Source organism: Acidobacteriota bacterium (assembly GCA_026393675.1).
Taxonomy (GTDB): Bacteria; Acidobacteriota; Vicinamibacteria; order Vicinamibacterales; family JAKQTR01; genus JBAXOX01.
Genome location: JAPKZQ010000045.1, coordinates 297,520 through 311,360 on the forward strand (window position 1 = coordinate 297,520; position 13,841 = coordinate 311,360).

Below are 13,841 nucleotides of genomic sequence, written 5' to 3' on the forward strand. Positions count from 1 at the left end.
AGTAGGTCGGGCTAGGGCCTGGCCAGGAAGCCGAGGGCTTCATCCTTCTCGCCGTCCATGACGACGTGGAGTTCGTGGCCGTCGGCAACCTGGGCCACGTCAATGACCCTCACCACCTCGGCGAGGTACGCGTACTCGGGGAGCAGCGTGGCGAGCGCGTTTGGGGATCGCAGGAAGAACGACTCGTTGAACACGATGCCGTCCTCATCCGGATAGAGCGCCAGGTAGCGGATCCGGGCCTCGACAAGATCCTGGAAGAAGTGTGTCCCAAACGACAGATCCGGGACGTAGCTTCCGGTCTTCCTGGCGACCTCGACCAGCATCGCCGCGTTGCAGATGCCAGCGTAGGTCACCCGCACGCCGAGCGTGAGGTCGCCGCGGCTCCCCCAGCGTCCTGGTCCCACCAGGATGAACGTGCGCCGCGGCAGGAGCCCATTCAGGCGACTGACGACGTCGCCAACGGCACACATCTCTCTCATCGACCCCAGTTGACCGTACGCGATCGGATCGACATAGACCACGTAGCGGATACCACTGATCTGTGCGTTGGTGACGTACCGGTTGGCCGAGAAGATCTTGCCCGAGGCAGGCACGTGCCCCGGGACGGGTACTCGTCTTTCGTCTCCGGAGCTGCTCTGCGGGCGGTACTGGAGCAGGTACAGGTCCCTGCCGTCGTGTGCAAACTCCACGTCGACGGGACCACCAAGCGCGCGTGACAGAATACCCAGGATCTCCCTGATCTGCTTCACAAAACCAGTGGTCTCGACAAGACCGGCGAACGTGATCACCGTGTCGTCGGTGTCTGGGCGGAGAAGCACGCTCGACGTCCGCCGCAGCATGTCGTCGGCATGCACGGACACGATTTTGTCCAGCAGAGGGAACGCTGCGCCGACCTCCTGGAGCAGCGCCCTGAAACTCTTCGACTCGAACTGACCAGTCGTCAGGTTGATCACATCGAGGTACTGCTGGGAGTAGTGAAGCGTCTCCTCGACGGTGGCGTTGACGCGGAGCCCAGGCTGCCCGGGACACAGAAGGGCGGGATAGTCGTCGCCAACGCGATCCACGGCTCTGGTCCCGAGCCCAGCCACGAGCCGGATCATGCCATCGTCCCTCTTGATGCGCGGCGACCAGCGGAATTCGTTGTGGCTGAAGGCAACGCCCGCGAAGGCCGGGAAGAAGTACCGACCGACGCGCGTGCCGACCACCCGCTGAATGAGCACCGCCATCTGCTCGTTGAAATCGAGCAGGCCTCGTTCCTTGCGGTACTGGATCGGATCGGGTCCGAACAGTGACGCGTAGACCTCGGCAATCGCGTCGGTGAGCGCGGCGAGCCGTTCATCCTTCGATCCCATGTTCGGCAGGAAGAGGCTGCGGTACTTCCCCGAGAACGATGCGCCCTCGTTGTCTTCGAGCAGACTCGACGAGCGCACGATGAGCGGCCAATCGCCAAGATCATCGAGCGCCAGCTTCAACCCGTTCGTCAACTCGGGCGGAAAGAACGAATGCTTGAACGTCTGCTCCAGATAGGCGTGGCCCTGCTGGATCTCCTCGATCGAGGAGTACTTGACGCTCTGGATGTCCTCCAGGCTGTTGTACCGAATGAAGTCGAGAACGCCGTCCGACAGGATGTACCAGGTGTGGGGAACGCGGATCGTCTCGATGAGTGGGTTGCCCCGGCCATCCCTTCGCAAGATGTGTTCAGCGAGGAATAGCCCCGCAGCTTTGCCTCCGATCTTCCCTGTCCCCTGTGGTCGGCCGATGACATGGTTCAGCAGCCGGCCGAAATCGTGGATGGTCAGGTAACGCTTCGCGGCCCCAACGACCGGGAGTCGCTCGGTCATGAAGCGCTGGGTCAGCGCAGCGCGGACGTTGAGATCGTCGGACGGCGAGAGCGCCGCTTCTCCTTCGCGTGCCGACCGGCAGAACCGATCGATGATCTCTGACAGTTCCGCCAACGGCAGATCCCGCTGCTCGGTGGCCAACGCCAGGAAGCCCATCTTGTCCTGCCGGATCCACTGCTTTAGCAGGACGGTCATGTCATCGGCAGAAACGACGATGGAGGCGATGCGGATGATCTCGTCAAAGAGTCGGTTGACGATCTCGAGATCCTGTTTCGGCAGCGGTTGGTTCCCCGTCGACTCGCGATCGCGCGCCACGTAGGTGGCAGGGTCGATGCGTTGAATCAGCTTCTGGACGCCGGGAACACCGAGTTTCGACAGGTAGTTCATCAACCGTCGGAGGATGCGCCTCCACAAAATCGCATCCGTGTCCTTCAGAAGGTCGAGAATGACCTCCCACTCGGGTTTGCGCGGGGGACCCGGCCGCACTCCGGGCAACAGCGGCTGGTTGCCGGTCGGTTCGATCCGGCGTGCCTGGATGTAGCGGCCGACCCAACTGGCGATCGTGTTGGCGAGCTTCTGCTCTTCGAACAGGAACGGATCCGGGTCCGTTGCGGGATAGTCGACGTACGCGACCTCGATCGCGCCCGCCGGCCGCCCCTCCACCATGATGCTCGCGCGCTGAACCCACGGAGTGGGCTGGAAGCCCGGTGTCTCGTAGCGACTGTCGTCGAACGACAGCCTCGCGCGGCAGCGCTCAGGATGTTGCCAGCCGTCGGGGATCTTCCCGACAACGTCGCGGAAGACCTCGGCGGGCGACAGCTGAGGATTCTCCAACACATCGGAGATCGCGTAGAGGCACTGCAGTTCCTTGGCCCGCTCCTCCAGCCCGACAAGGTGGGACGCCGGCGTGTCGTTCTCGTCGGTGGGTCCGGTGTCGCCACGGCCCTTCCATCGAGTGTGTGCCGCGGTCTCGTCCGGGCGGGACACCTCTGCAGTCTGGTGGTCCGGCTTCTCACCGCGCGAATTGGTCATGGCGCTCCAACAGGCCCATTCTTGCACAGGACCCAGCGCCTCGTCGCCCGAAAGCGTCAACCCCGGGGTACGCGCCCTTGGCTCGCCGTAGCCGGAGGCGAAGGCGGCTAATAAAAATCGTGCGACTCGACGTCGATGGGCACACCCGCAATGCCTTCAACGCGCTCGGCACGCACCGAGGTCACGCCCTCCTGGTTCTGCAGCAACCCCTCGATGAGCAGAAACGGCTCTTCCAGAATCGCCAGTCGATCCCGCGCGAACAGGTCGGGCCGCACGATGATGTTCGAGATGCCCGTTTCGTCCTCGAGCGTGAGGAAGACAAATCCCTTCGCCGTCCCCGGCCGCTGCCGGGTGATGACCGTGCCGGCCACACGGATGCGGCGGCCCTGGCGCTCGCGCGGCAGGTCGATGGCGCGCAGCACGCCGCGCAGCGCCAGTTCGCGACGCCGCATGGCCATCGGATGCGGGCCGATGGTGAGACGTGTGCCGGCATAATCGGCCACAAGGCGTTCGGTGAGAGACATGGGGGGTAACGGACAGGGATCGGGATCAGGGATTGGGGATTGGGGATTGGGGATTAGAGGTTGGGGATTGGGGGTTGGGGCAGAACCAATCCCTAATCCCAAATCCCTAATCCCTTCTTCAAACAACTCCCCCGCCGGCCGCACGGCCTTCTCAATCTGCCACAGCGCCTCGCGCCGATGATAGCCGAACGCGTTGAGCGCCCCGACCTCGGCCAGCACGGCCAACTCCTCCTTGTTCGCGCCCGTGCGTCGGACAAAATCCTCGAGCGAGCGGAAACGCACCGGGGCTGGCGTGACCATCCAGTCGTGCGCGCACGTGTTGCAGAACCACGCCATCGCGTGGCCTGCCGGCACACGCTCGAGCATGCGCGGATCGTCGCATCCGCACTTGGGACAACGCTCGGGGTTGGGGATTGAGGGTTGGGGATTGGGGGTTGGGGCAGAACCAATCCCTAATCCCAAATCCCTAATCCCTTCTTCACACAGCTCCCCCACCGCGCGCTCGATTGCTTCGCCCACCTGTCGACGAAGCCCCACGACATACCGCAATCCAATCCGGATGGTGCCGTCCTCCTCCACCTCGCACTCCCAGCGCGAATGTTGCACGTCAACCGGCGCAAACCGCACGCCGTGCCGCTGCGCATCCTTGACGAGCGTCGCCGGGTGGTAGAACCCCATCGGCTGGTTGTTGAGCAGGGCCGTGTAGAACGCGGCCGGAAAATGCGCCTTCAGGTACGCGCTCGCATACACGATCAGCGCGAAGCTGGCCGCATGCGATTCGGGAAATCCGTACAACGCGAACGACGCAATCGACTTGACGATCGCGTCGGCCGCTTCACCCGTGATGCCCTGCCGTGCCATGCCCTCACGAAGCTGCCCCTCGATGGCCTTCATCCGTTTCTCCGATCGCTTGAATCCCATGGCACGCCGCAACTCTTCGGCCTGGCCGCCGGTAAACCCCGCCGCAACCATCGCGATCCGCAGCAACTGCTCCTGGAACAGCGGCACGCCCAGCGTGCGCGCCAGGATGGGCTCGAGCGACGGATGCGGATACACGACCTCGGCCCGGCCCGCCCGTCGATCCAGATACGGGTGCACCATCTGCCCCACGATCGGTCCCGGCCGGATGAGCGCCACCTCGACGACCAGGTCGTAGAATTTCGCGGGCTTGAGACGCGGCAGCGTGGCCATCTGCGCGCGCGACTCCACCTGGAAGACGCCCACCGTGTCGGCGCGCTGGAGCATCTCGTACACCGCCGGATCGTCAGGCGGGATGTTCCACATCTCGAGCCGCGGCGTGCAAGCCTGGTGGCGATCCTTCAGGATGCCGAACGCGTCCTGCAGCACGGCCATCATGCCCAGCCCCAGCAGGTCGATCTTGACGATCCCCATGTCGGCGCAGTCGTCCTTGTCCCACTGCACGACCACTCGTCCCGGCATGCTCGCGTTCTCGAGCGGCACCACGTCATCGAGCCGGCCGCGCGACAGCACCATGCCCCCCGAGTGCTGGCCCAGGTGCCGCGGCAGATCCTGGATGCGCCGCCACAGATCCGCGAACAACGCGATCCGCGGCTGCGAAGGATCGAGGCCTGCAGCGCGCAGATCGCGCAGCAGCGACGCGTCCACATCCGTGTCGGTGAACTCGAAGCGCCCGACAAGCTTCGACAGGCGATCGAGTGCGCCCGGGTCGAAGCCCAGCACCTTGCCCACTTCGCGCGTGGCGCTGCGATCGCGGTACGTAATGACGTTGGCCGTCATGGCCGCACCAAAGCGGCCGTACTTCTCGTAGACGTGCTGGATGACGCGCTCGCGTCGATCGCCGCTCGGCAAATCCAGATCGATATCCGGCCACTCGCCGCGCTCCTCCGACAGGAAGCGCTCGAAGAGCAGTTCCATCCCCACCGGATCCACGGCCGTGATGCCCAGGCTGTAGCAGACGGCGCTGTTGGCCGCCGAGCCGCGTCCCTGCACGAGAATCTGCTGCTCGCGGCAGAAGTTGACGATGTCCCAGACGATCAGGAAGTAGCCGGCGAGATCGAGTTTCTCGATCAGATCGAGCTCGCGGCTGATTTGCGCGCGGGCCTTGTCGTGGAACGGCCGGTAGCGCTCGCGCGCGCCCACCAGCGTGATGGCGCGCAGAAACGAGTTGGCCGTCTCGCCTGCCGGCACCGGAAAGTCCGGAAAGCGATAGCCGAGATCGGCCATCGAATACTGGATGCGCTCGGCCAGGGCGCGCGTGGCGGAGAGCGCCGCGGGCTCGTCGCCGAAGAGCGCCGTCATCTCGGCGGGCGGCTTCAGATACCGCTCGGCGTTGCGTGCCAGCTTCCGCCCTGCCTGTTCGATCGTCGTCTTATGACGGATGCAGGTGAGCACGTCAAACAGTGGGCGCTCGGCCGGATCGGCAAAACGCACGCCGTTTGACACGATGAGCGGCACATGGAACGCGGCGGCCAGGCCGCGCAACATCTGGTTGGCGGTCTCTTCGTCACGCAGAAAGTGGCGCTGGAGTTCGATGGCCACGCTCGCGCGCCCGAACAGGCCCGTGATCCGATCGACCAGGCCGCCCACGCCATGGCGGCTGGCCACCAGTGCCTCGCGCCCCACGATCGCGATCAGGCCGCTGGTGTGGCCGTCGAGGTCGTCGAGCGTGAGCGCGCCCTCGCCTTTTGGCGCGCGGAGCTTCATCCGGGTGAGCAGACGACACAGGTGCTGATAGCCTTCGCGGGTTTCGACCAGGACAGGCAGGCGCCAAAATTCGGAATTAGGGATTGGGGATTCGGGATTCGGGCCGCCGCTGACGGGGGATTGCCTGGGAACGCCGGGCTCCCCTTCGATTTCCCTCAGGGCTGGCAGCCCGGCACGCGGTCCGGCCACGCTGGAGCGTGGCGATCCCAGGAAGCCTGCCTGCGGTGAGCCTGTCGAATCCGCCTGAGGGCTTCGGCGAGGCGAGCGGGAGCCGGGACCGGATCCCGTCGCTGTCATCGTCAGCTCGCATCCGATGATGGGCTTGATGCCGGCGGCGCGGGCGGCTTTGTGGAAACGCGGTGCGCCATACACGCCGTCGCGATCGATGAGCGCAAGCGCGGAATATCCCAGTGCCGCCGCACGCTCGACGAGCGTCTCCGGCAGCGAGGCGGCTTCGAGGAAGCTGAAAGCGGAGGAACAGTGCAGTTCGATGGACACAGGTTTCGCTGATTTCTGTTAGAAGTAAGAAGCTCCTTGCTTCTTGCTTCTGACTATTGTTTCAATCCACGATCGCTTCAACGAACCATCGTCCGCTCTCGCGGTCTTCGAAGATGCGGTAGAGGCCGCCGTCGGCCAGCGCCACGTCCCACTCGTCACGGTTCCAGCCGGATAGTCCGCGCAACGCCTCCACTCCGGATGCGCCCTGCGTCGTACTCGTCTTCCACCACTCGCCCGACGTGCGCCAGGGTCCGGTGCAGGCGTGCACGCGACCGCCCGGCAGTCCCGGCCGATCGGTGTTGACCACGATGGGGCAGTTGTGATCAATCAGCACGCGCGCCGGAATGGGAAGACGAAAGCGACGGAGGCACGCACTCGGGGTGGCCTGTGCCTGCGGTGCCCCCGGGGCTGCCTGCCCTGAGCGCAGTCGAAGGGAAGCCCCGGGACTACACGATGGAGAATCAGGTCCTGGGGAGACACGAAATGGAGAACTCGGCGCCAGAGCGGCACGTACATGCGGAGCATCGACGCGGGTGTTGCTGGGCACGCGGAACGGCGCCATCGTGAACGCGCCGGGACGATGGGAATCGACCAGCGCCGGCGATCCGCATCGCGTGTCGCCCATCAGCGCGGAGAGCCGCGCCAGCAGCGTCGACACCTGCTCGGGCGCCGGCAGCGCCCGCGTGAGGAGCGACTCTTGTACGATGCGGCCGGGTGTCGGGTCGATGACCACCGTCACGCGGTCGACGCCGGCTGGCGGCTGGTGCGATTCGAGATCCAGCAGCAGCAGCGTGCGCAGCACCTTCGCGTCGCGCATCGGCGCAGGCAACTGCAGGCTGCGGGTGTGCGTGTCTTTGGTGACAAGCCGCAGATGCAGGTGCAGCACGGCCGCCCCGCGATCGCGCCGTTCGAGCCGCTGGCAGAGCGGATCGAGCAGGCCGCCGAGCACGAACGACAACGGCTCGAGTCCCTCGATGGGCCATTCCAGTTCGGCCGTCGCTTCAAACGGGTCGTCTTCCCGCGTGGGCACCAGCGGGCCGGCGTCTTCGCCGCGCGCCAGGCGCTGCCACGCCAACCCCTCCTGCCCGATGCGCTCGGACAATTCGACGGCGGGCAGTGCGGCGAGTTGCCCAAGCGTGCGAATGCCCCAGCGGGACAGGACGAGAAGAGCAGCGGGATTCGGGAGGCCGCTGACGGGCGATTGCCTGGGAACGCCGGGCTCCCCTTCGATTTCCCTCAGGGCTGGCAGCCCGGCACGCGCCCCGGCCACGCTGGAGCGTGGCGATCCCAGGAAGCCTGCCTGCGGTGAGCCTGTCGAATCCGCCTGAGGGCTTCGGCGTGGCGAGCGGGAGCCGGGAGCCGGAAGAAAGATCTCGAGCATGCGCAGCGGCAACGGCGCCAGGACCGCGGCTTCTTCTCCCGCGGGCACCACGGTCACACCAGCACGGGCTGCGGCACACAGGATGGCCGTCGTGCGCGTCGCCGCGACGCCCACGTGCACCGACCCGAGTCCGGCGTCAGCCGCCGTGCGTCGCAGTTGGTCACCAACCGCCTTGTCGTCGCCGAACAATCGTGTGAGGCCATCCACTTCCAGCGTGATCACCGTATCGGAGCGCGCATCCACGCGAGGCGAAAACAGACGCGCCACGTCCAGCAATCGCGATCCTGTGTCGCTCCGAACATCCGAGCCCGTTGGCGTCGCGCGGGACTGGCCTCCCCTGCCTGTTCCGAGCGAATCCGACGACACCGAAGCCCCTCGCCCCGGATCGGCGCGAGTCGAAGACAGCCTGGCATGGGCTGCGCGAACGCCCTGATCCGGCTTGTAGAGACAAGCAAACATGAACGGCTCCTCGCATGTCTGATTTCGAGCGATGCTAAGCTCGGAGATCGCTTGAGTTGATGGCAATCATGCGTCTTTTCTGATGGGGAGCCCGGGGTCTTCCCTGGCCTGAGCCCCTCGGCGTTGCTCGGGACTCCCTGAGCTTGTCGAAGGGAGCGAAGTCGAAGGCAGACCCCGGGTTGCCCGTCGAGACAAATGAATTCCGGTATAAATGCCCCGATGCCGAAGTTCGCCGACGTATTCCGGGCGAAGCACTCAGGCACTGGCCCGCAGGCGCACCGGCGAGGTGTCCACCCCCGGAACCAGTCGCGCGCGCGCGGTCCGCACGTCGCTTTCGAACCCGCGAAACACCCGCTCCGAATCCCAAATCCCGCTTGCCGGGCTGCCAGCCCTGAGGGAAATCGAAGGGGAGCCCGGCGATCCCAGGGAAGGTCCCGAATCCCGCTTGCCCCGCCGTAGCTCTTCGGCCTCGCTCAGAGCGGAGGCGGGAACCCCGGTTTCCGGCTCCCCCAATCCCCAATCCCTAATCCCTAATCCCGAGTTTCGAGGGCGCAGCGACACACTGACGCCTCCCGCGCTCCGGCTCATCGGCGCGCTGCCGACAATCACCCCCACGGCCTCCTGCCCTTCCAGCACGCGCTGGAATCGCAGCCAGGAGGTCTGCGGCACACGCCGCAGCGCTTGCGTGGGCGCGTCGGCCAGATCCAGGGCCATCACGCCGAATACGCCTGATTGCAGGATCAGGTTGGTGGCTTTCAACGCCCGCGCGATGGCGCGATCCGCCCCGGCCTGGCGATTGGCCATGAGCGGAAAGGCCGGCGCGCAAGGATCGCCGCGCACCCAGAGCATCCGATGCAAATCGACCCCAGCGGCCGCCGCCGACTCCGGATCGAACAGATCGAATGTGTCGACAAGCGCGACCATCTCACCTCTGGAGGTCGCCGCCGCTAGAATCGCCATGAGCAGGCTGGTGCGGCCCGAGGAGCGCGGCCCGACAATCTCGGACATCTGTCCGAGCGGGAGGCCGCCTCCAAGTTGTTGATCCAACTCGAATAAACCTGTTTTCACCGTTTCCTGGAACATGACGCCTGGCGCCCCGGCTGTTGCCATCGGCACCAGCGTCCGATCGAGCTTCTTACTCCGCAGCAACGCTTCCACATCAGCACGACAGGCAGCAGGCATTGGGCCTCCAGTGTGGCATTCTCAGTGTTTCGCTTTATCTTCGCCTCACAGACTATAGCGCGCCTGGGCGAACCGATGCAAGGGGATCGACGCCCAAGAAATCGACGCCCAGCACGTCAGAAGCAGATTGTTAGTGAGCGCAGGCAAACTGAACGCTCAACTCTGTTGGCGCTCCCGTCCAGGACAATGGCCGGGGTCCTGGTGCCTGTTCGGCGCTCCTCCGGCCGAAAAAGTAAGGGGCCAGGCGGTATGCCTGACCCCTGATGAGGTTGACACGAGCGGAGAACAGAATCTAGAAGCGGATCCCCACCGAGAAGCTCTCCGTTCGCGGGAACTGGTAGCTGGTCGGGCCGGTCGGCTGCCCGAACAGCGGGCCGTACCGGTAGTTGACGTCGGCGACCGGCGCCGCCGTGAACGGGTTGAACGCCGGCAGGCTGGCGGCGGTGTACGTGCCTGGCGACGCGTTCGAAGACACCGTCGTGTCGACGCTCGTCACGGCCAGATTGTTGAAGACGTTGGAGATCAGACCGCGGAAAAACACTTCCACCGAGCCATGGATCTTCCTGGTCCACGTCAGCGACAGGTCGGTATTAGAGACGTTCTGGTTCCGCAGCGGGCCACGGCCAGAGATGTAGTACGTGACGCTCGTGGGCGGAGTGATGTAGCCGGGATTTGTGACGTATGTCGATGGGTTCACAGACAACGCGATGTCGTAGGGCGTGCCCGAGTCGAAGCGCTGGACCAGGCCGAGCGTGAACTGGCCGAAGCTCGGGTTGACCGGCACCAGATACGACGCGTAGGCGCGCGCCTTGTGCCGCTGGTCGTTCCCCATGTAGCCGGTCGGCCAGTTCCACGCCTCCTGGCGGTACTCGGGGAACGTGTTGATGCTGGCCATGATCGGCCCGCTGCCCACGTTTTCGCCGTCGTTGTTGCCCTTGGAGTACGACAGCGTGTAGTTGCCGCCGAACGTCAGCCGGCTGAGACGATAGTCTGCGGCCACCGTCACCGCGTGGTACCAACGGATTGCGTCAGGCGTGTTTTTCTCGAGTTCAGCATCGTACGTGCGACCCGTCGGATCGGTGACCTTGCCGGTGGTCATGTCGGTGAAGCTGCCGTACATGTCGCGGTACTTGCGGTAGGCGTAGTCGACGCGAAGTGTCCCACGGTTCTTGCCCAGTTCCCGCGCGATGCCGACCGTGATCTCATTCGCGCTAGGCGCCTTCGTGCTGCCGCTGACCTTGGCGGTGACGCCGGGGATCGACGGCGCGCTCCGGTAGGTCGTGTTGTTGATGCCGCCGATGCTGTTGAACCACGAGAACACCTGCGGAAGGATATCGGCAATCTTCTGGCAGTCTGCCCCCGAGCACGTGGAGTTCAGCTTCGGCCCCGTGTAGGTCCATGAGTAGGACGCCGTGCGGCCGCCCGACGAGCCGGCATCGACGACCGCGCCGTTGACGCCCATGACGTAGCGGGCGTAACCAGCGTTGGCGATCCATTTCCCGTCGTCCCTGATATCCCAACTGAAGCCCAGGCGCGGGCTCCACTGCCAGTCTCTCAGGACCGGCACGCCTCCCTGGTCTTTCGAGCGGTTCTGGTCGTAGCGGGCCCCGATGTTGAACGTCAACCTGTGGTTGAAGCGCCACTGGTCGTTCGCGAACAGCGAGTAGGTACGGATATCGCTGCCGACGCTCGGCGCCACCAGCGGGGTGTACTGGATGTAGCTGCTGCCGTCGATCACCGGGTAGATGGTGTGGTCGGGCGTATCCACGATATACGTCTTGGTCGCGTAGACGCGGTACCCGCTGCCCGACTGATAGTTATCCACCTTGCGCGATTCCTTGAAGTTGTCGAAGCCGAGCACCAACGAATGCGACCCGGTCTTATCAGTCGAGAGAAAGTAGCCGAACTTGGCGAACCAATCCCAGTTGTTGCGCTCCTCGTGCCAGCCCGTGCCGCAGACGGCGCAGAAGGTTGGCGAGTTGAAGCGCGCGCTGCCACGCGAACGGTCGAACATCAGCGTGCCCTTCACCACGTCGATGAACTGCGCGCCGGTGTCCTCGGTGACCATGGTCTTTCTCGAGAACTGGGCCTCGAGAAACAGCTTCGACGAGAGGATGCTCGTATAGTTGAAGGCCGTCAGCGTGTCAGTGGTGCCGTTGTTGTACAGGCTGTCGAGGTCGATCGGGCTATTGGACGTGTTGTTCGTGGTCCAAATCCACTTCTTCGTAAACGACGCTTTCACCGTATTCTGAGAGTTGATCGCGTAGGTGCCTTTCCCCTCGTAGCGCTTGTCGCTCTGCGCATAAGGATAGGAGAGGCCGGTGTAAGGAAGCACCCGCTGTTGCTTGTTGTTCTGGTAGCGCCCGTCGGCGAAGAACCAGACCTTGTCCCTCATGATCGGACCACCGAAGGTGACCTCGTACGCCGGGACAATCTGGTCCGTCGTGACGTCGCTCATCGGCCGCAGCGCCCGCCACGCGTCGTTGGAGAACGAGTCGCGAAACGACCCGCTGAAGCGATTGCCGCCCGACTTCGTGATCATGTTGACGACGCCGCCGTTGAAGCGGCCGTACTCGGCCGAGATGTTGCCGGTCGAGATCTTGGTTTCCTGAATGGCGTCTTCGATGTACAGCGTCCGCGGTTGGCCGCGAAGGTTCTCGTTCACGTTCACGCCGTTAATCAGGTACAGGCCCTCGTAGGACAGCGCGCCGGCGAGCACGATGCCGCCCCTCGGCCCGTTACCGCTCACGCCGGGCGCGAGCAGGACCGCGGATTCCAGGGTCCGGCCGACCGGCAGGTTCTCGATCTTCGCCGCGGTGTACGTCTGCGCAATCGTGCCCGTCTTGAGAATCTCGGTCGACGTCGACCCGGTGACGGTGACCGTCTCGGTCACCGTGGCCAGCGCAAGCTTGACTTGCAGCGCCCGGGTTTCCGCCATGGCCACGCCAATCGTCTGTTTCTGCGGCGCGAACCCCTGCAACTCGAAGCTCACGGCGTACTCGCCCGGCGGCAGGAACGGAATCATGAAGTCGCCGTTGGCTGACGTCACCACGCTGCGCGTGCCCTGCAACGCGGACGACGAGACGGTGACCGTGACGCCAGGCATCGCCAGTCCGGAAGGATCGGTGACCGTGCCTCTGATGACACCGGTTGGATTGCCCTGAGCCCAGGCACTTGCCGCCACGGCCAGCACCATGAGCACAGCCATCAGTGTTCTGCTACGCATTCAGTCCCCCCTATCAAAAGACCGCCGGGAGCCGGCTCGCCCGACTCTTGACCTACTGTCCTAATGAATCCACAGCGCTCATCTCAATCGTCGAAGTTCTTGCAGCCCCTGGTCTGCAGGTGCGCTATGACGCGAGAAGAACGTTGACCGCAACGGCGCCGCGTCGATGGGCATGCGGTTTCGAGTGTGCGAGGAGGCGTCGGGGGCCGATTGACACGCCGCGATCGTGACGCGGGATCAGTATAGGCACAAGGACGTGTACTCGTCCAGATGATCCGTGACCGTGACCCATCTCCCTGGCGTTCAGAGCCAGAGGTCTGGGACGACACCGACCGACTCAAGGAGGTGAGTGTGCGGGGCACGGTCGAGCGTCGCCCGATCGTGTGCCCCAGTCAGCACGCCGATTCGATAGGCCACGCCGGCATTGGCCCCGGCTTCAAGATCCAGCCGCGTGTCCCCGACCACGGCCACGCGACCGACGTCATAGACGCCGGTCTGTTCCATGCTGCGGAAGATCATGAACGGGGCCGGGCGCCCGGCCGAGACCTCGTCACCGCAGACCACCGCATCGACCAGGTCTTTGGGCCAGCCCGCCACCGTGAGGATCACGTCCACGATGCTTCGGTCAAATCCCGAGTTGAGCGCCACGCAGATTCCTGCATCATGGAGCCGCTCAAACGCCACACGAGCGTCGGGAAACGCCAGGTCGCGGGTGGTACGCAGCCGTTGCGTGAGCATCGTGCAGAAGTGCCGGTAGATGATGGCCACGAGCGCCTCGCGCTCGGTGTCTTCAAGTGCCGGACGTTGATCGGCAACAAGATGGCTGAGCACCTCCCGCTTGGAGGCACCCCGCCATTCCGTGATGGCGCCGGGCTCGACGGCGAGGCCAGATGCCTCGAGAGAGCCGGCAAAGGCGGCGGGAACCTCCCCGCGGTCCCTGATGGTGGTACCGCCCAGATCAAAGATGACGAGTGCGGGCGGCTGGATAGAGTCAAGCATCGGCAAATAGTCGC

The 13,841-nt window shown here is 64.7% G+C and carries 6 protein-coding genes; all 6 read right to left on the minus strand.

Going from position 1 to position 13,841, the window contains the following annotated elements:
* Positions 1-11 precede the first annotated feature (11 nt).
* The 6 genes from NT151_12770 to NT151_12795 all read right to left on the minus strand — a co-directional run bounded on the left by NT151_12770 (position 12) and on the right by NT151_12795 (position 13,827).
* Positions 12-2,873: a PEP/pyruvate-binding domain-containing protein gene (locus NT151_12770; protein MCX6539787.1), complete on the minus strand. Its 2,862-nt coding sequence runs from the start codon at positions 2,871-2,873 to the stop codon at positions 12-14.
* Positions 2,874-2,980: 107 nt separating this feature from the next.
* Entirely contained in the window at positions 2,981-6,580 is a 3,600-nt protein-coding gene (locus NT151_12775) for an error-prone DNA polymerase (protein ID MCX6539788.1), read from the minus strand.
* A gap of 61 nt (positions 6,581-6,641) precedes the next feature.
* On the minus strand, positions 6,642-8,228 hold the full coding sequence (locus NT151_12780) for a hypothetical protein (GenBank protein ID MCX6539789.1): 1,587 nt from the start codon (positions 8,226-8,228) through the stop codon (positions 6,642-6,644).
* Between the two features lie 447 nt (positions 8,229-8,675).
* Positions 8,676-9,602: a hypothetical protein gene (locus tag NT151_12785; GenBank protein MCX6539790.1), complete on the minus strand. Its 927-nt coding sequence runs from the start codon at positions 9,600-9,602 to the stop codon at positions 8,676-8,678.
* 292 nt (positions 9,603-9,894) lie between these two features.
* Positions 9,895-12,828 carry a TonB-dependent receptor gene (locus NT151_12790; GenBank protein MCX6539791.1) on the minus strand — a complete coding sequence of 978 codons (2,934 nt, stop codon included), beginning with the start codon at positions 12,826-12,828 and terminating at the stop codon, positions 9,895-9,897.
* Positions 12,829-13,131: 303 nt separating this feature from the next.
* A complete protein-coding gene (locus tag NT151_12795; protein MCX6539792.1) occupies positions 13,132-13,827 on the minus strand; it encodes an HAD hydrolase-like protein in 696 nt (231 codons plus the stop codon).
* Between the last annotated feature and the right edge of the window lie 14 nt (positions 13,828-13,841).